Below are 18,347 nucleotides of genomic sequence, written 5' to 3'. Positions count from 1 at the left end.
GATATACAGACATCATGAAGAGACAGGCTCTGTAAAAACGGAGCAAGGGAAAGGGGAATAAAACAATGGAAGGAGATTTCCTTATCAAGGTTCGGTCAGCCTATAATCAGCTGACAAAAGCAGAAAAGAAGGTCGCAAGTTTTATTATGCAGAATCCAAAGCAGGTTTTGTTTATGTCTATTACAGATTTGGCAGAGGCCTGCAGCGTGGGAGATACCAGTGTGTTCCGATTCTGCAAGACGATGGATTTGAAAGGGTATCAGGAATTTAAGATGATGCTGTCCTTGAGTCTCAGGGAAAGTGAAGAAGAGCCGGGGATGGAGGGAGACATTAGTCTGGATGACTCTTTCACAGAGGTTGCCAAGAAGGTATTGAATACCAACATGAACGCCTTGACAGAAACCTACTCTCTTCTGGATGAGAATTCCTTTTTTCAGGCAATTGATGCACTTCACCAGGCGAAGAGAATTTATTTTTTCGGTGTGGGTGCCAGTCTTCTGACAGCCTTGAAGGCGATGAATAAATTTCTGCGGATTGAACCGAAGGTATACTGTGTGCAGGATAGTCATATGCAGGCTATGGTAGCCTCGATGATGGGACCGGAGGATGTGGCAATGGTATTTTCTTATTCTGGTGCAACGAAGGATACCATTCATGTGGCAGAACTGGCAAAACAGGCGGGAGCGAAGATAATCTGCCTGACCAGGTTTGTGAAATCTCCGTTGACGTCATTCTCTGATATAACACTTCTTTCCGGCGCCAATGAAGGTCCTCTGCAGGGAGGCTCTACTTCTGCAGAGATCAGCCAGTTATTTTTGATTGATTTAATGTATACGGAATACTATCGCCGTTATTATGATGAATGCAGCAAAAATAACAAAAAAACATCTGGCTCAGTCATCGAAAAAATGTGTTAATAAAAAAAGTTTCCAAAAAGAAAATTGAAAAGAAATTTTTTTCATAAATTATTGACAAAAGAAAATTCCTATTCTATAATGGCTTTAGTGATTTTGATACGGATCTAAAAAGACATCTCAAAGGAGGAAATGTAATGAAAAAAATTTTATCAGTGGCATTGGTAGCAGCATTGGCAGCATCTACTCTGGCAGGCTGCGGAGGCGGAAAGGCAGAGGAAACAACAGCTGCCCCGGCAAAAACAGAGGCAGAAGCAGACAAGACAGAGGCGCCGGCCGCTTCTGAGGGTGCAGCAGCAGAGGCAACAGAAATTACCTGGTGGGCTTTCCCGACTTTTGGTGTAGATACTGGGTATGAGCAGGAGCTGGCTGATGCATTTACCGCAGCTCATCCAGAATATAAAGTTAAGGTAGAGTATATCGACTTTACCTCCGGCCCGGATAAGCTGACAGCAGCTCTTACCTCCGGGACAGCGCCAGATGTTCTGTTTGATGCTCCTGGACGTATTATTGAATTTGGTAATGCAGGATATCTGGTACCACTTGACGATATGTTAGATGAGCTGAAATCCGATTTAACCAGTGAATCTCTGGTTGAGACCTGCGTAGGTGCAGATGGTACTGCCTGGATGTATCCGATTTCTTCCTCGCCGTTCTATATGGGACTGAACAAAGAGGCACTGGAAAAGGCAGATGCTCTTCAGTATGTAAATCTTGAGGGGGATCGCACCTGGACAACTGACAATTTTGTAAAGATGTGCGAGGCCTTAAGAGATGCAGCTCCTACCCAGGTTCCGGCAATTGTTTACTGCGGCGGACAGGGCGGCGATCAGGGTACCCGTGCTCTTGTAAATAACTTATACAGCTCCTCTATCGTTGGTGAGGATGGCAAATGGAATATTGATGAAAATGGTGTAAAAGCTCTGGGACTGTTAAAGAGCATGTATGACAGTCAGGCGCTGGATGCAGGTTTTGATATGGCAGCAGCCGATGAACTTCAGAAATTCCAGCAGGAAACCTGTGCAATGACTTTCTGCTTTGGTACTTCAAATGAAGTAACCTATGCATCTGAGGACTTTACTCAGATTGCAGTTCCGTTCCCGTCCGAAGATGGAAAGCCGTCTCTGGAATATCTGGTTAACGGTTTCTGCGTATTTGATAACAAGGACGAGGCTCGTGCCGAGGCTTCCAAAGAATTCATCAAATTTGTATGTGATGATGCAGAATGGGGTCCCAAGAGTGTAGTAAAGACCAATGCATTCCCGGTACGTAAATCCTTTGGCGATCTGTATGAAGGCGATGAGCATATGGCACTGTTGGCTTCTTGGAGTCAGTACTATGGACCGTATTACAATACCAGGGCTGGTTTTGCAGCAATGCGTCCTCTGTGGTTCAATATGCTTCAGCAGGTATTTAATGGTACAGAACCGCAGACAGCAGCTGATGAGTTCAATACCTCTGCCAATGCAAACTGATTAAACTGACATTCTGATTGGCATCATATTTGCACTTGGAATCCTTTCCTCTGCTGAGTGCGGAGGAAAGGATTTTTTACCTTAATAAGCGCACAGGCCTCAAAAAAGAGACTGCGGCTTATGCTTTCGAAGAAAGGAAGAGTGGGAAAATGTCTAATAAAAAGCAAAAGGCTCCTGCCCGCAGTCTGGTTCTGCAGCGTCGGGAAACCATCGTTTCTTATCTGTTTTTACTTCCGGCACTGTTCTTTTTTGTAGGCTTTGTAATCACTCCTATGGCTATGGGGGTAATTACCAGCTTTACAGATGCAAGCTTTTCCAATCCCAAGGGACAGTTTGTGGGACTGAGAAACTATGCCCGGTTGTTTCAGGATAAGATTTTTATTAAGTCCGCGATTAACACCGTCATTATCGTAGTCGTTTCTGTGCCAGTAGTTACCGCATTTTCACTGTGGGTTGGTTCAGCCATTTATAAAATGAAATCAGGCGTTCGCTCTTTCTATCGCTGTGTATTTTATCTTCCGGTTGTTACTGGTTCTGTAGCAGTAACGGTTGTATGGAAATGGATGTTTGACAAATATGACGGCCTGCTGAATTACATCATTCGTGCTTTTGGCGGACAGCCGCTTCCCTGGACTTCCGGAGAAAATATGGCATTATGGTGTATTATCCTGATTCTTTTGACTACCTCCATTGGTCAGCCCATCGTTCTTTATGTCGCTGCATTAGGAAATGTGGATGTATCCCTGGAGGAAGCGGCGCGAGTAGATGGAGCAAATGATCTTCAGGTATTCTGGAGAATTAAATGGCCGTCCATTATGCCGACAACATTGTATGTAGCAGTTATCACCACGATTAACAGCTTCCAGTGCTTTGCACTGATTCAGCTTTTGACCTCCGGCGGTCCAAACTACAGTACCAGCACAGTTATGTATCTGCTTTATGAAATTGCCTTTAAGACAACGAAAGAATTTGGCTATGCAGATGCCATGGGTGTCGTTTTAGCGATTGTAATTGCTCTGTTCAGTGCCCTGCAATTTAAGGTCATGAACGGTGGAACTACAGAATAAGGAGGAGGGAGACAGCATGAAAAAGAAGAACACTTTGACACCATATCGTGTGATTTGCGCAGTGATTCTGGCTGTGCTCGCAGTATTTTTCCTCTTCCCCCTGTATTGGATTATTACAGGCTCTGTAAAGGAAAAAAGTGATATTATTATTAAATCCGGTGAAATGGTAAAATGGATTCCGACAACTATTACCTGGGATAACTATCAGAGATTGTTTAAAACAGGAACAGAGCTGTTTGGTATTGGAATGCCGATGGCGATTCGATGGCTGTTCAACAGTGTGTTTATTTCTGTTGTAGCGATGGGACTGACCTGTGCCACCTCTTCTCTGGCAGGATATGCCCTTGCCAAGAAGCGCTTCTGGGGAAAAAGTTTGATTTTTGGCCTGTTTGTGTGTGCAATGGCTCTCCCAAAGCAGGTTATTTTGATTCCCCTGATGTCAGAGATGTCCAATCTGGGTCTGTTAAAGAGCGTATGGGGCTCCATGTTTGCAGTTATTTTCCCGGTAGTAGGATGGCCCTTTGGCGTATTCCTGATGAAGCAGTTCTCAGAGAATATTCCAACCTCGTTGTTGGAGGCGGCCCGGATTGATGGGGCGAATGAATTCCGTACCTTCATTGAGATTGCATTTCCGATTATCAAACCAGGATTCGGTGCACTTGCTATTTTTACCTTCATCAATTCCTGGAACGAGTATCCGTTGCAGTTGGTTATGTTGACACAGAATGAGGCAAAAACGATTTCTCTTGGTATTGCCAGTAAGTTAAGTGAGATGTCCAATGATTTTGGCCTGATTATGGCTGGAGCAGCATTGGCAGCAGTTCCGATTATTATCGTATTCCTGTGTTTCCAGAAATACTTTACACAGGGAATTACTATGGGTGCAGTAAAGGGTTAATTATCATTCTGACTGATTGAAAACAGGTTTGATACAAAAGATTCTATCTGAAAAAAGACGGATTATTTTTCAGATAGAATCTTTTTTCATTAAAATCCAGTTAAAATACATGGCAGGTTTTCATTTTTGTCCGAACAGAAAGAAATATTATGTTACAATAGAAGCAGTCAGTATGAAAGCGGTTATTTATAGCAGCAATCTGTATGAAAACAGGAGGAGACGATATGTTATTTGAAATGCCGAAATACCATCACCCGGATTTTACAAAGCCGGAGTTTGTGAATGCGCCAGATGTAAAAATCGCCATTGCAGAGCAGGATGGAGTTGCACCGGAATATTATCACAGCACATCCATGTATCCGGAATATTTCAAAATTAACGGAAGATGGATTCTTGCAGAGGAAAGCCGCATGGATTCCAGTGTGGTTCTCTGTGATGACGGTCATCTGGAGGTAGTGGAAAATAGAAATATCAAAAAGGGCGATCAGGTGATTCTGGGGCGGACGGAAAAATGTGAAGAAGGGATCTATATGCACTGTCATGGATTTATAGACGAGACAGAGGCGTTGGAGGATCAGTTTGTCTTTCGTCAGGGACGAAGCCGGGAAACCTCTTATGCGCGGGATTATGATCGGCTCATGAGCTTGCTCAAATATGAAAAGGAACACGGTGGAAATGTAGTATGGGTTATGGGGCCGGCCTTTGCTTTTGATTATGATGCAAGAAGGGCTATGCAGGCAATGGTTGAGCATGGCTACGCTCAGGGGCTTCTGGCAGGAAATGCTCTGGCAACTCATGATTTAGAAGGCGCGCTGCTTCATACAGCATTGGGACAGGATATTTATACGCAGAAATCCCAGCCAAACGGACATTATAATCACCTGGATGTGATTAATAAAGTCAGACGCAGCGGTTCGATTGCACAGTTTATAGAAGACTACCACATTGACAACGGAATTATGTACAGTATTGTAAAAAATAAAATTCCTTTTGTCTTAACTGGATCCATTCGGGATGATGGTCCTTTGCCGGAAGTATATGGAGACGTATATGAGGGAGCGGCAGCTATGAGAGAACTGGTCAAAAAATCCACAACGGTTATCTGTCTGGCAACAATGCTTCACACCATTGCCACAGGCAATATGACACCGTCCTTCCGCGTTCTTCCAGGGGGAGAGATTCGTCCGGTATATCTTTATACTGTTGATGCAGATGAGTTTGTTGTGAATAAGCTGCTTGATCGAGGAAGTTTGTCTGCAACAACAATTGTTACTAATGTACAGGATTTTATTACCATAGTAGCAAAGGGTCTTGGGGTAATTGACTAGAGAACGAGTGCTTTATATAAAGTAGGGAGGAGCAAATGGGGGTTCACGTAAAAAGTGAAATAGGAACATTAAAGCGTGTTATGCTGCATCGTCCAGGAAGAGAACTGGAGCAGTTGGTTCCAGGGGAACTGGAACGGCTGTTATTTGATGACATTCCTTATTTGAAAACGGCAAGACAGGAGCATGACCAGTTTGCGGAGCTTTTGAGAAGAAATCATATAGAGGTTTTGTATCTGGAAGACTTGATGGCGGAGACATTAAAGCTAAATGAGCATTTAAAAGAGAAATTTATCGAGGAATTCATTTGCGACAGTGGAAATAATGCATATCTGAATAAGAAGGTATTAAAAAAATATCTAATGTCTATAGCTGATGAAAAAACACTGGTGGAAAAGACCATGGAAGGCATTTTTTTTGATGAAATTGCATCAGAAGGAAAAAATCCATTGGTAGATATGGTTCGTAATCACAAGCGCTTTCTTACGGATCCAATTCCTAATTTATATTTTACGCGAGATCCTTTTGCAATCATAGGAAATGGTGTAAGTATCCACAAAATGTATTCAGGTACGAGACGCAGAGAAACGATTTATGGAAAATATATTATGGAGCATCATCCTGATTTTGCAGGAACAGTGAATCAGTATTACAAGAGAAATGATTTGTTCAGTATCGAGGGCGGAGATATTTTGAATTTGAGCAATCGGGTTCTGGCAATTGGAATTTCTCAGAGAACAACGCCCGAGGCTATTGAATTGCTGGCAAAGAGGATCTTTGCAGATGAATATTCAGAGGTAGAAACAATTCTGGCATTAGATATCCCTAATATCCGTGCGTACATGCATTTAGATACAGTATTAACACAGGTGGACTATGATAAATTCACGGTTTATCCCGGTATTTTAGGAAGTCTCAGAATTTATGAAATTTGTAAGGGAGATAAAGAAGAGACATTAAATGTGTCAGAGTTAGAACAGAGTCTGGCAGTTATTTTAGCTACACATTTGGGATTAGATAAAATCACACTGATTCATTGCGGCGGTAAAAACGGCATAGCTTCTGAACGTGAACAGTGGAATGACGGTTCGAATACGTTAGCCATTGCTCCCGGAAAGGTGGTTGTGTATGATAGAAACAATATTACAAACCAGATTCTCCGGGAACATGGACTGGAGGTATTGGAAATTGCCAGCTCAGAGCTTTCAAGAGGAAGAGGAGGCCCGCGCTGCATGAGTATGCCGTTGGTGCGGGGAGATATTTAAAAGGAGGATTATTATGGGTGTAAATATTCGGGGAAAAAATTATCTGAAGCTTTTAGACTATACATCAGAGGAAATTAGATATCTTTTGGACTTATCAAAAAACTTTAAACAGATGAAAAGAACAGGCGTTTCTCATCGATATTTAGAGGGGAAGAATATTGTTTTATTATTTGAAAAAACCTCAACGAGAACAAGATGTTCTTTCGAGGTAGCTGGTATGGATTTGGGAATGGGGGTAACTTATCTAGATCCGGGCAGCTCTCAAATGGGGAAAAAAGAAAGTATAGCGGATACAGCACGAGTACTAGGTAGAATGTATGATGGAATTGAATATCGTGGATTTGATCAGGAATTGGTAGAGACTTTAGCAAAATATGCAGGAGTGCCTGTTTGGAATGGCTTGACTGATCAGTTTCATCCAACGCAGATGCTGGCTGATTTGTTAACCATTGAAGAAAAATTTGGATATTTAAAAGGTATTAATTTTACCTTTATGGGAGATGCCAGAAATAACATGGGAAATTCGCTAATGATTGCCTGTGCAAAAATGGGATTGAATTTTACAGCCTGTGCACCAAAGGAATTATTTCCAGCAGAAGAATTGGTAAAAATAGCAAGACAGATAGCAGAAGAAAACGGATGTAGTATTACTTTAACAGATGATGTAGAGAAAGGTACTTATAATGCTGACGTAATTTATACAGATATTTGGGTATCTATGGGTGAAGCCGATGAAATATGGGAAACTCGTATTAATCTTCTGAAAAAATATCAGGTGAATAAAGCGGTAATGGAACATGCCAAGAAAACAGCAATTTTTATGCATTGTCTTCCCTCTTTTCATGATACTAATACAACAATAGGTCAGATGATTGCACAGAGATTTGGCTTAAAAGAGATGGAAGTTACTGACGAAATATTTGAATCAAAGCAGTCAGTTGTATTTGATGAAGCAGAAAATCGCATGCATACCATTAAAGCCGTTCTTTATGCTACTCTCTGTTAAAGGGGGCAGTTTTATGAAAAAAAAGAGAATTGTAGTTGCATTAGGGGGCAATGCTCTGGGAAATTGTCCGGGTGAACAGATTCTTGCTGTCCGAAAAGCTGCAGAGGTCATAGCACTTTTAGTAGAACAGGGACATGAGGTTATTATTGGGCATGGAAATGGTCCACAGGTGGGAATGATAAATTCAGCTATGAATTATGCATCGGAATCAGATGATAAAATTCCAGCTATGCCATTTCCAGAGTGCGGAGCAATGTCTCAAGGCTTTATTGGTTATCACCTTCAGCAGGCATTAAATGAAGAATTATTGAAGAAAAAAATAAGCAAAACCGTAGTAAGTATTATTACTCAGGTTCTCGTGGATAAAAATGATAAGGCATTTCAGGATTATACAAAGCCGATTGGACGTTTTTATACAAAAGCTGATGCAGAAAAATTATCAAAAGAAAAAGGGTATTATTTTATAGAGGATTCTGGACGAGGTTATCGTCGGGCAGTACCGTCTCCGGTACCTCAGAGAATCATAGAGCTTTCTGCAATACGTCGTATGATTCAAAGCGGATTGATAGTGATTGCAGTAGGCGGAGGAGGCATTCCAGTTATTGAAGGAGAAGAGGGACTTCAGGGCATTGATGCAGTAATCGATAAAGACAGAGCATGTGAAAGACTGGCTATTGATTTAAAAGCGGATATTCTATTGATACTTACGGCAGTGGACTATGTATGCATTAATTATAATAGTCCCAATCAAACAGAATTGAAAAAACTGACAGAGTTAGAGGCAGAACAGTATATCAGAGAAGGTCAGTTTGGAAATGGAAGTATGCTTCCTAAGGTACAAGCGTGTCTTGGGTTTGTACATAGTTTACCAGGGAGAATGGCAGTAATTACATCATTAAATAATGCCGGTTTGGTTTTTAAGAACGATGTTGGTACAAGATTTTTTTCTGATCGGAATGTACTACAGAAGCCAGAGAAATCTATGGATGATTACGTAGTTTGTCTGGATAATATTTAATAATAAAAGATGATAAAAGGGCAAAGAGGAGAGAAACTTTGCCCTTTTTTATGGTAAAAAATCAGGAAATATTTTGTATGAACAAAAGTACAAAATCCTAAAAGAAAAGTGGGTTTTCGTACAATTGAAAAAAATAGTGTTTTTGATAAAATAAAAATATGTAAATATTCACAAAAAACAATGTTAAAAATGGTCGTGGTATGTTATTTTTGTGAAAAAAGTATCTATTTCAAAGAAAGGAAAAAAGATTATGAAAAGATGGAAAAAATTGATTAGTATTGGAATGGTAGCAACAATAGCTTTTTCTGCGACAGGATGCAGTGGCGGAAGTAAGGTAAAAGATGACAAAATTGTGTTGGGGTATATTGGACCATTAACAGGTGAATCAGCACTGTGGGGAGAGGTAGAATCCAATACTTTGAAGATGCTGGTAGAGGAAACGAATGCCAATGGTGGAATTATTGGAAAACAAATTGAATTAAAGATATATGACAATCGTGGTGATGCAGTAGAAACTACAAATGCGGCAAGAAAAGCATTACAGGCTGATGGTGTTGTTGCATTTATTGGCCCAGATAGTTCTTCAGGTGCTATTGCATTGGATGAGGTCTGTGAAGAGTATAAAGTTCCACATATTACAACTACTGGAACGAATTATAAAGTAACGCAGAAAGAAGATGATGGATCGGTACGCCCTTATGCATTCCGTGTTTGCCTTTCTGATCCACAGTTAGGTGATATTATGGGAGGATATGCCTTTGATAAATTGGGATATAAAAATGTTGCTATTCTTTATGAGATTAGTAGTGAATATTCATTAGGAATTACTCAAAATTTTACGGAGGCTTTTGAAGCAAAAGGCGGAAAGGTGACGATTACAGAAGCATACAAAACAGGCGATGTTGATTTTAGAGCACAGCTTTCTAAGATTAAGGAAATGGGTGAATTCGATGCGTTTATGGTTCCTGCAAATTATAAAGAAGTTGGCTTGATTGCAAAGCAAGCAAGAGCTTTAGGAATTGAACAGCCATTTCTTGGTGTAGATGCATGGATGATGCAGGATCTATTTGAAGTAGCGAAGGAGGAAGTTCAGGGTGCTGTGTTCCCGTGTGCAATGGATGTAAATGATCCGAATCTGCAGGAATTTAAGACCGCTTATCAAGAAAAATGGAACATGGATCCGGATAAGGGTGGTACAGATGCATATTTAGCATATGATTGCTTTGAACTTATTAAATACGCGATTGAAAAGGGCGGAGAAGCAACTCCGGAAAAGATTCGTGAGAATTTAGAAAATGCAAAAGATGTTCCCTGTCTGACCAGTGTAATTTCTATTGATCCGGAAACACATAACCCTGTTCGTACAGCAAGTATATTCAAAATTGAAGGTACGGAATTTGCGAAACTGGATGAGTATCGATTTGAATAATAGTCACCTGAAATGATACCAAGCTGCCACAGGGAGAGCATTATCTATGTGGCAGCCATTTGACTTTTAAATAGTAAAGGAGGAGAAAATTTGTTTTTTCAACAGTTAGTGAATGGTTTATCCATAGGAAGTATTTATGCATTGATGGCAGTTGGATATTCTTTGATATACAGTCTCTTAAATTTTACGAATTTTGCTCATAGTATTACAGTAACTATAGGAGCATTCTGTGCATTTTTCTTTTTAAGTAATTTGGTGCAGAATCTGTATTTAGGAATTGCCATTGCCGTGTTGGTTGCAGGCGGTCTGGCCATGCTGATAGAACTATTAGGCTATCGACCATTGCTTCAGAAAAAAGCCCGTCGAATTTATCTTTTGATTACTGGTTTGGGAATTTCTACTATGTGTGAGAATTTAATTATTATTTGTTTTTCCAGCCGTTTTCGAGTTTATCCGATAAACTTTTCTAATGAAAGTATCAATATTTTAGGAGCAAGTGTGGGACAAATTGATTTAATTATTTTCGTTGTCAGTATGATAGCTCTGATTGCAGTAGAATTATTTATTAGAAAATCCCGTGCAGGTCTTGCTATTCGAGGAGCGTCTTTTGATTTGGAAGCAACCTCGTTGATGGGAGTAAATGTACAGAAACTTATTTTAATTGTATTCATGATTGCAGGTTCCTTAGCAGGCTTAGCTGGAGCCTTGTTAGGTGCAAAATACACAGCATTTCCTACACTTGGAACAGCGATGACGAATAAAGCGTTTATAAGCTCTGTATTTGGTGGACTTGGAAGTATTCCGGGAGCTGTATTAGGAGCTATTTTACTGGGAGTGGGGGAAACAATGATTGCTAGTTATGTTTCTTCTTCTATGAGAGATATATTTGCATATTTACTTCTGGTGATTGTCCTATTTGTTCGTCCGTCTGGATTAATGGGGAAAGAAGCGGAAGATAAAGCTTAGGGAGGTGAAGATATGAATTATTGGCTTGGAGTTGCAACATTGACGGGAATTTATATGATTGCCATACTGGGAGTTTCTATTTTAACAGGTTTTACAGGACTTTTTTCTATGGGACATGCAGGCTTTATGGCTATAGGTGCCTATACATCTGCCCTGGTTACAAAGACTTTTCACCTTCCGGTTTTAGTGGGTGTATTTTTGGGGATGTTTACAGCGTTGGCTGTGGGATTATTAATCGGATATCCTACTTTAAAACTAAAAGGAGATTATTTTGTTATTGCTACATTAGGAATTGGTGAAGTAACAAAGCTGCTTATAGAAAATTTACCAAGTGTAACAGGCGGCGCCAGAGGTTTGACAGATGTTCCTAAGGGAACAACATTCCCCATGGTAGCAGTATTTCTAATTATTATTATATGGGGATTGCATAATTTTCTTCATTCAAAACAGGGAAGAAATTGTGTTGCAGTCAGAGAAGAGGAACTGGCAACGGCATCTATCGGAGCCAGTGTATCTAGTTATAAAATGTTGGCAATGGGGATCAGCTGTGCTTTGTGTGGAATATCCGGAGCATTATTAGCGCATTATATGCATTATTTAAACCCCACAATGTTTAATATGGTAAAATCCGATGAACTTGTAATGACAGTTATATTAGGTGGCTGCGGAAGTCTTACAGGAACAATTATTGCTTCTTTGATTTTGGTTCCACTGCCGGAAATTCTTCGGTTTGGTTCTGTTCAAGAATGGAGAATGGTATTTTATGGTCTTCTGGTAGTACTTGTTATTATATTTAAACCATCTGGTTTAATGGGAACAAAAGAGTTTAGTTTGCAGGGATTAAAGAGTGTATGTGGAAAAGTAACCTCCCACAGAAGGAGAGGTAATTGATGGGAAAAGAAGAAATTATTTTAAAATTTGAACATGTAGTAAAGCGGTTTGGAGGAATTACTGCATCAAATGATATTAATATTGATGTACCCAAAGGTAGTATTTATGGAATTATAGGGCCAAATGGTGCAGGAAAAACGACTCTGTTTAATATGGTGACAGGTGTGTATGATTGTACGGAAGGGGAAATTCGTTTTTGGGATCAAAAAATAAATGGACTGCCTACACATATTATTGCACAGAAAGGAATTGCTAGAACATTTCAGAATATTCGTTTATTTGGAGATTTAAGTGTATATGAGAATCTTTTAACAGCCTGTCAAAAAAATATTTCATATAGTCTTATGGATGGAATCCTTCGGACTAGGAAGTGCAGAAAACAGGAAGAGGAAATGCAAAAATATTGTAATACCCTTTTAAAAGAAGTAGGTCTTTATGAAATGAGAGATCAGAGAGCAAATAATCTCCCATATGGTATGCAGCGTCGTTTGGAAATTGCCCGTGCATTAGCTGTGAGACCTCAGATAATTCTTTTAGATGAGCCGGCAGCAGGAATGAATGAGGAAGAATCAGCACAGTTATCTGAATTTATTCGTACAATTCGTGATACAAAAGAGATTACAGTTGTTATTATTGATCATCACATGGATGTAATTATGTCAATCTGTGACAAGATTTCAGTATTAAACTTTGGAACCCTTCTTGCAGCAGGAAAGCCTTGGGAAATTCAAAATAATCCGGAAGTTATTTCTGCATATTTGGGGGTGGATGAATGATGAAAGTAGAAAATTTAAGTTTTTCTTATGGGAAAATACAGGCAATTCATGATGTGAGTTTTGAACTGGGACAAGGTGAAATTATGGCTATCGTAGGAGCAAACGGAGCCGGAAAATCTTCGTTAATGAAATGTATTGCAGGACTTTTGAAACCGCAAAATGGAAATGTCTATATGGATGGAGCAGCTTTAGAAGCGACACCGTACCAGGTGGTAGAAAAAGGAATTAGTCTTGTTCCTGAAGGCAGATGGATTTTTCCGAACCTGACAGTAGAAGAAAATCTTTTACTAGGAGGATATACAAACAAAAAGAGAGATGAGTTTTTAAAGCGTTCTTATGAAATGTTTCCAAGACTGGGAGAACGAAAAAAACAGAGAGCAGGGACAATGTCTGGTGGTGAGCAGCAGATGCTTGCTATTGCCAGAGGATTGATGTCGAATCCGAAGGTTTTATTACTAGATGAGCCTTCATTAGGTCTGGCTCCGTTGATTGTTAACGATATTATGGAAATCATAAAAAATATAAACAAAGAAGGAATTTCAGTGTTATTAGTTGAGCAGAATGCAAGAAAGGCGCTTGCAATTGCTCATCAGGCATGTGTTTTAGAGCAAGGAAGGATTGTAAAAAGAGGAACGGGTAAAGAATTGGCAGCAGATGAAAGTATTATTGCAGCATATCTTGGGAAATCAAAAAATGTCAGGAGGGATATTTAATGACAGAAAAAGTAGAAAGGGCAATGTTTGATTATTTTGGATTGGAGGGACAAACAGCAATTGTAACAGGAAGTGGAAATGGAATTGGACGTGCTACAGCAATTATGCTAGCAGATTTAGGTGCAAATGTTATGGTTTGTGATATAGAGACAGACAGTGCAAAAAAGGTAGAAGAAGAAATTTTGGGGCGAGGGGGAAAAGCTGTTTCTAACAGATGTGACGTAACTAAGCTGGAAGAAATTAAGGAAACTATTCGGAAAACGGTAGAGGCATTTGGAACAGTGGATATTCTGGTAAATAATGCAGCCGGATTTGGCGGTGGAAAGACATTTGATAAGATGACTTATGAGGAATGGGATCGATTGATTCGTATTAATCTGACAGGCGCCTATATGTTTACGAATGAAGTGCTTCCTTATATGGTAGAAAAACAGCATGGCAAGATCTGCATGGTAAGCTCTGGAGCAGCGCTAGGCTATGATTTTTCCGATCCACATTATGCAGCATCTAAAGCTGGAATGATTGGATTAGCGAAGGAACTTTCACAGGAGCTGGCGAAGCACAGAATTAATGTGAATGTACTGGGGACAGGATTAACAGATACTCGCATGGCACATTTGCCAGGACGTTCTTGGGAGGATGAAACAAAAGGACTTCCATGGTATCGTGTTGGAACTCCAAAGGATCAGGCGTCTGCAATTGTCTTTTTGGTATCAGAAGCTGCAGAATATATTACAGGTCAGGTGCTTTGCCCTAATGGTGGAGCGTGGATGTAGGAGGATTAAAAATGGAACGAGATTATTTGAAAATCACAGGCAGATCGGCAATTGTAACAGGAAGTGGACGGGGAATTGGACGAGCTACAGCAAGGGCGCTGGCGAACTATGGAGCTAGAGTTATGGTCTGCGATATAAATGATGAATGGGGAATGGAAGTAGTTAAAGAGATACGTGAAAACGGAGGAATTGCTGAATACTGTCATTGTGATGTGGCTGATACATTGCAGGTAAAGGAAATGGTAAAAGTTACAGTAGAAGCATTTGGAACAGTGGATATCCTGGTAAATAATGCAGGGATTGGAAGTGTTTCTTTACCGTTTGAGGAAATCACAGATGAACAGTGGGAGCAGATGATCAAGGTGGATTTGACCGCTCCGTTTTATGTATGTCGTGAAGTAATTCCATATATGAAAGAACAGAAGCACGGAAAGATTATTAATATCAGTTCTGGTTCTGGAATTATTGGATGTGAATTTTGCTCTCATTATGCATCTGCAAAAGCAGGGTTAATTGGTTTTACTCAGTCTATAGCAAAGGAATTGGCAATGGATAGGATTAATGTGAATGTTATTGCAGTTCCGACTACGCAAACGCCGATGCTAAAGGAAACAGAATTTGATATTTTTGTGGAAGATGAATTACGAGATATTCCGTGGGGACGAATTGGAGTCCCGGAAGATATTGCAGATATGGTACTCTATCTTTCTTCTGATTCTTCTGAGTATGTAACAGGACAGATTTTGGCACCGAATGGTGGTCGGCGTACACCTATTTAATTTCGGAGAGGAGTGAATCATATGATTTGGCCAAATGGCGCAAAGACTGCATTTTCATTGGGATTTGATATGGATGGTGACACTATATGGTTAAATAAAACCCGTAATCTTCCAAATGGGAATACATACTTAAAGGGACCATCTATTGGACGATATGGAACAAAAAAAGGTGCCTTGCATGTACTTGACATATTAGATGAATTTAATTTGAAAACTACATGGTTTATACCAGCAGATATTGTGGAGAGACATAGCGATGTAGTGGAAAAAATATTAGAGAGAGGCCATGAAATTGGCCATCATGGATTAGATCATACTGGTGAGTATGGAAAAAACTTTGAAGAGCAAAAGGAAAGAATTTTGAGATGTCAGGACATTTTTGAGAAATATACAGGATACCGAGCTGTAGGATTTAGACCAACAGGATATTTATTACCAGAAACCGAACGTTGGATTTATGGAGAAGGTGGATTTATTTATTCTAGTGCAGGGATTAGCGGAGAGGCTTGCGGTTACTATGAGATCGAGGGAACACCCACAGCTGCAGTAAATATTCCGTGTCGTGATGAGCAGATGGATGACTATGTTCAGACAGTTTTTCATTCGTATCCGGCAGTACTGGTAGGAATGCCAAGAATTGCTCTTTATGATAATGCTTATTATAACTGGGTACGGGAAGTTGAAGGGATGATTTGTTATGGAAATTCAGGTTCCAGTGCATTTCATCCTCAGATTGCAGGAACACCGGGAAGAGCAGAGGTATTCAGAAAGTTTTGTAAATATCTTGCGGAGAATGCTGATATATGGTGCACAACCTGCCGTGAGATTGCAGAGCATTATAAATTGATAATGGAGGGCAATGCATATGTTAAGTGAAAAAATAAAATGGCCGTCCGGATGTAGCTGTGCAGTAATGATAAGTGTGAATTTAGATGCAGAATTTTTTGGGAAAATATATTATCCGGATGTAGATGTAAATGAAGGAGATATCTTTAGACTTGGCCAAGTTAGTATTCGATATGGATTGCCAAAGCTTTTGGAAACATTAGAAAAATATGATGTAAAAGCTACATTTTTTATTCCAGGAGAAGTAGCGAGACGATATCCGGATGCAGTAAAAATGATTTTTCAGAAGGGACACGAAATCGGATGTCATGGAGATCAGCATGAGATTATGGCACATTTAAGTCTGGATGAGCAAAGGAATGTATTAGAACGAGCAACTAAAGAATTGAAAAATTTAACAGAGGTAGATGTGAAAGGATTCAGAATGCCAGAGGGAGAAATGAATTTGGATACATATCGTGCGTTAAAGAGTTTGGGTTATAGATATTCCAGTTCTCTTTCCGACGATGATATTCCTTATATAGAAAAAAACACAGGAATTCTGGAACTTCCGATTCATTGGGAATTATTTGATCTTCCTTATTTTACATTTACATTTGATCCCCCGATTCCTCCGGGGCAGGCACGATCGGCTCGAATGGATGATGTACTGGAAAACTGGTTTTATGAGTTGGAGGGTGCAAGGCGGTGGGGGACTCTTCTGAATCTTCAACTAGATCCACAGGCAATTGGTGAGCAGGGACGAATTTTTATGCTTGAAAAATTTCTGGATAAAGTGAAGGAAAGTGGTGATGTCTGGCTTACGAATGGTGGTGAGATTGCAGAGTATTTTGAAAAATAACAGGAGAGGAGATTATCATGTCGGAAGCAGTATTAAATGCATTAGCACAGCGTTTGGTTGAAATGACTTTATCAAAAACCAGATATGATTTGTGGGATTTGCAGTGGTATACAGAAGGGCCATTCTGGAGAAGAACGAGTATGCGCTATTCACGGGAATATAAAATTATTCCTGATTATGAAATTGCGGATGCGAAACATGGAATGACCTTGGAAAATATTGTGACAGAATCTGCGCTTCATATGGAAACATTAAAGGAGTTAAAAAAAACGGTGTCTCCAAAGGAATGTCAAAGAGCAGATTATTTATATGAGCATATGTGTCATATTAATCTTCGAAGCAGAATGCTTCTGGGAGAGAAGGTCGCGTTTGATCAGATGACGGATGGACTATACTGTCTGGTTGCTCCCAATTTTGATTATAAAAAATTTGATGCTATATTAGATAAGCTGAATCAGGCATTGCCAGGAACAGGAAGTGTTCAGGAGAAAATAACATCTTTCAGAAAGCGTCTGGCTATTCCACCGGACACACTTTTAAACGTAATTAAAATATCTACTCAGGTTTTTCATGATATTTCTGTAAAAAAAATGCATGTGACAGGAAATAGCATGCCAAGAATAAGAGTGAGAGAACTTCCTAGCAAGGATATGGTTTTCCTGTCTATTTTATTCGGATACGATTATAATCATTTAGAATATGAACGTAATTTTAATTTGTTATATCCATGGACTGTGGACAAAGTAGTAGAATATGTAGGACATGAGATGGAACCGGGACATTTAACGTATTTTGAAAAAAGGTTACAGACGATGATTGATACTTGTTGGCCGGAAATGTCGATAGTTTCCCAATTTTCATCTTCAAATTCTTTTAGTGAAGGTTCTGCACGTCATGCCATTATGATGAGTTTTGACAATAATCTGGATAAACTAGTTGATTTTGAAAAGGAGGTAATTTTCAGAAATGCCGGAATTGATGAAAAACTAACTGAATTGATGCCATTGTGGCATGAATACTGTGAGTTATCCGGCTATGGAAAATTGGAGGCCTCCAGAAAATTATGGGATGAAATCTGGGAAGAAGAGGATGCAGCAGCTTTTTTGGAACATTATGGATTTGCAGATCAAGGTGAAGGTGTAGAAACTGTTCGTAAAATGGCCACAGAGGATGATGGCCATTATGTAGCGCATGATTATGCTAGGGACGTAGTACGGGACTATTTTAATTCCGTAACAGATAATGTTGATGAGCAATGGAGTCTCTATGAAAAAATGTGCTGTGCACATATGTCGATGAGGCAAATAAAAGAAAAGACATATTGTGTAGATGATGGGTTGATAATTGCAAAATAGAGGATGA

18 protein-coding genes are annotated in these 18,347 nt (G+C 39.7%); all 18 read left to right on the top strand.

The window, feature by feature from the left end:
• The first annotated feature begins 65 nt into the window (after positions 1-65).
• The 18 genes from ACESON_RS04900 to ACESON_RS04815 all read left to right on the top strand — a co-directional run bounded on the left by ACESON_RS04900 (position 66) and on the right by ACESON_RS04815 (position 18,340).
• Positions 66-917: an SIS domain-containing protein gene (locus ACESON_RS04900; RefSeq protein ID WP_177958177.1), complete on the top strand. Its 852-nt coding sequence runs from the start codon at positions 66-68 to the stop codon at positions 915-917.
• Between the two features lie 134 nt (positions 918-1,051).
• Positions 1,052-2,389, top strand: a complete 1,338-nt coding sequence (locus ACESON_RS04895; RefSeq protein ID WP_177958176.1) for an extracellular solute-binding protein — start codon at positions 1,052-1,054, stop codon at positions 2,387-2,389.
• Between the two features lie 149 nt (positions 2,390-2,538).
• The gene (locus ACESON_RS04890; RefSeq protein WP_177958175.1) at positions 2,539-3,456 is read left to right on the top strand and encodes an ABC transporter permease subunit; all 918 of its coding nucleotides are present in this window, start codon (positions 2,539-2,541) and stop codon (positions 3,454-3,456) included.
• Between the two features lie 16 nt (positions 3,457-3,472).
• The gene (locus tag ACESON_RS04885; protein WP_177958174.1) at positions 3,473-4,354 is read left to right on the top strand and encodes an ABC transporter permease subunit; all 882 of its coding nucleotides are present in this window, start codon (positions 3,473-3,475) and stop codon (positions 4,352-4,354) included.
• 224 nt (positions 4,355-4,578) lie between these two features.
• The gene (locus tag ACESON_RS04880; protein WP_177958173.1) at positions 4,579-5,682 is read left to right on the top strand and encodes a hypothetical protein; all 1,104 of its coding nucleotides are present in this window, start codon (positions 4,579-4,581) and stop codon (positions 5,680-5,682) included.
• Between the two features lie 35 nt (positions 5,683-5,717).
• A complete protein-coding gene (gene arcA, locus ACESON_RS04875) occupies positions 5,718-6,944 on the top strand; it encodes an arginine deiminase (RefSeq protein ID WP_177958172.1) in 1,227 nt (408 codons plus the stop codon).
• 13 nt (positions 6,945-6,957) lie between these two features.
• On the top strand, positions 6,958-7,950 hold the full coding sequence (argF, locus tag ACESON_RS04870) for an ornithine carbamoyltransferase (RefSeq protein WP_177994023.1): 993 nt from the start codon (positions 6,958-6,960) through the stop codon (positions 7,948-7,950).
• A gap of 13 nt (positions 7,951-7,963) precedes the next feature.
• Entirely contained in the window at positions 7,964-8,968 is a 1,005-nt protein-coding gene (gene arcC, locus ACESON_RS04865; protein ID WP_373108725.1) for a carbamate kinase, read from the top strand.
• A 250-nt stretch (positions 8,969-9,218) separates the two neighbouring features.
• Positions 9,219-10,397 carry an ABC transporter substrate-binding protein gene (locus ACESON_RS04860; protein ID WP_373108724.1) on the top strand — a complete coding sequence of 393 codons (1,179 nt, stop codon included), beginning with the start codon at positions 9,219-9,221 and terminating at the stop codon, positions 10,395-10,397.
• A gap of 90 nt (positions 10,398-10,487) precedes the next feature.
• Positions 10,488-11,363 (top strand): branched-chain amino acid ABC transporter permease, encoded by an 876-nt coding sequence (locus ACESON_RS04855; RefSeq protein ID WP_177994021.1) that lies wholly within the window; start codon positions 10,488-10,490, stop codon positions 11,361-11,363.
• A 12-nt stretch (positions 11,364-11,375) separates the two neighbouring features.
• On the top strand, positions 11,376-12,254 hold the full coding sequence (locus ACESON_RS04850) for a branched-chain amino acid ABC transporter permease (protein ID WP_373108723.1): 879 nt from the start codon (positions 11,376-11,378) through the stop codon (positions 12,252-12,254).
• Positions 12,254-13,030, top strand: a complete 777-nt coding sequence (locus ACESON_RS04845) for an ABC transporter ATP-binding protein (RefSeq protein WP_373108721.1) — start codon at positions 12,254-12,256, stop codon at positions 13,028-13,030. Before ACESON_RS04850 ends, ACESON_RS04845 begins: the two co-directional genes overlap by 1 nt.
• A complete protein-coding gene (locus tag ACESON_RS04840) occupies positions 13,027-13,743 on the top strand; it encodes an ABC transporter ATP-binding protein (RefSeq protein WP_373108720.1) in 717 nt (238 codons plus the stop codon). Before ACESON_RS04845 ends, ACESON_RS04840 begins: the two co-directional genes overlap by 4 nt.
• On the top strand, positions 13,743-14,519 hold the full coding sequence (locus tag ACESON_RS04835) for an SDR family NAD(P)-dependent oxidoreductase (RefSeq protein ID WP_373108719.1): 777 nt from the start codon (positions 13,743-13,745) through the stop codon (positions 14,517-14,519). Before ACESON_RS04840 ends, ACESON_RS04835 begins: the two co-directional genes overlap by 1 nt.
• An 11-nt stretch (positions 14,520-14,530) precedes the next feature.
• Entirely contained in the window at positions 14,531-15,298 is a 768-nt protein-coding gene (locus ACESON_RS04830; protein ID WP_373108718.1) for an SDR family NAD(P)-dependent oxidoreductase, read from the top strand.
• Between the two features lie 21 nt (positions 15,299-15,319).
• Positions 15,320-16,174, top strand: coding sequence for a polysaccharide deacetylase family protein (locus tag ACESON_RS04825; RefSeq protein ID WP_177994016.1), 855 nt, complete (start codon positions 15,320-15,322; stop codon positions 16,172-16,174).
• Positions 16,164-16,985, top strand: coding sequence for a polysaccharide deacetylase (locus ACESON_RS04820; protein WP_373108717.1), 822 nt, complete (start codon positions 16,164-16,166; stop codon positions 16,983-16,985). The genes ACESON_RS04825 and ACESON_RS04820 overlap by 11 nt, the downstream gene beginning before the upstream one ends.
• A 17-nt stretch (positions 16,986-17,002) precedes the next feature.
• Entirely contained in the window at positions 17,003-18,340 is a 1,338-nt protein-coding gene (locus ACESON_RS04815) for a hypothetical protein (protein ID WP_373108716.1), read from the top strand.
• The last annotated feature ends 7 nt before the right edge of the window (positions 18,341-18,347 follow it).

Origin of the sequence: Lachnoclostridium sp. Marseille-P6806 (genome assembly GCF_964238185.1) — a bacterium.
GTDB lineage: Bacteria > Bacillota > Clostridia > Lachnospirales > Lachnospiraceae > Brotaphodocola.
Note: the sequence above shows the minus strand (reverse complement) of the source record. Positions and strands in the feature narration are given on the sequence as shown.

Bases quoted from the DNA above. Each gene is read 5' to 3' on its own strand.
- ACESON_RS04900 (WP_177958177.1), top strand. From the start codon at position 66: ATGGAAGGAGATTTCCTTATCAAGGTTCGGTCAGCCTATAATCAGCTG.
- ACESON_RS04895 (WP_177958176.1), top strand. From the start codon at position 1,052: ATGAAAAAAATTTTATCAGTGGCATTGGTAGCAGCATTGGCAGCATCT.
- ACESON_RS04890 (WP_177958175.1), top strand. From the start codon at position 2,539: ATGTCTAATAAAAAGCAAAAGGCTCCTGCCCGCAGTCTGGTTCTGCAG.
- ACESON_RS04885 (WP_177958174.1), top strand. From the start codon at position 3,473: ATGAAAAAGAAGAACACTTTGACACCATATCGTGTGATTTGCGCAGTG.
- ACESON_RS04880 (WP_177958173.1), top strand. From the start codon at position 4,579: ATGTTATTTGAAATGCCGAAATACCATCACCCGGATTTTACAAAGCCG.
- arcA (WP_177958172.1), top strand. From the start codon at position 5,718: ATGGGGGTTCACGTAAAAAGTGAAATAGGAACATTAAAGCGTGTTATG.
- argF (WP_177994023.1), top strand. From the start codon at position 6,958: ATGGGTGTAAATATTCGGGGAAAAAATTATCTGAAGCTTTTAGACTAT.
- arcC (WP_373108725.1), top strand. From the start codon at position 7,964: ATGAAAAAAAAGAGAATTGTAGTTGCATTAGGGGGCAATGCTCTGGGA.
- ACESON_RS04860 (WP_373108724.1), top strand. From the start codon at position 9,219: ATGAAAAGATGGAAAAAATTGATTAGTATTGGAATGGTAGCAACAATA.
- ACESON_RS04850 (WP_373108723.1), top strand. From the start codon at position 11,376: ATGAATTATTGGCTTGGAGTTGCAACATTGACGGGAATTTATATGATT.
- ACESON_RS04845 (WP_373108721.1), top strand. From the start codon at position 12,254: ATGGGAAAAGAAGAAATTATTTTAAAATTTGAACATGTAGTAAAGCGG.
- ACESON_RS04840 (WP_373108720.1), top strand. From the start codon at position 13,027: ATGATGAAAGTAGAAAATTTAAGTTTTTCTTATGGGAAAATACAGGCA.
- ACESON_RS04835 (WP_373108719.1), top strand. From the start codon at position 13,743: ATGACAGAAAAAGTAGAAAGGGCAATGTTTGATTATTTTGGATTGGAG.
- ACESON_RS04830 (WP_373108718.1), top strand. From the start codon at position 14,531: ATGGAACGAGATTATTTGAAAATCACAGGCAGATCGGCAATTGTAACA.
- ACESON_RS04825 (WP_177994016.1), top strand. From the start codon at position 15,320: ATGATTTGGCCAAATGGCGCAAAGACTGCATTTTCATTGGGATTTGAT.
- ACESON_RS04820 (WP_373108717.1), top strand. From the start codon at position 16,164: ATGTTAAGTGAAAAAATAAAATGGCCGTCCGGATGTAGCTGTGCAGTA.
- ACESON_RS04815 (WP_373108716.1), top strand. From the start codon at position 17,003: ATGTCGGAAGCAGTATTAAATGCATTAGCACAGCGTTTGGTTGAAATG.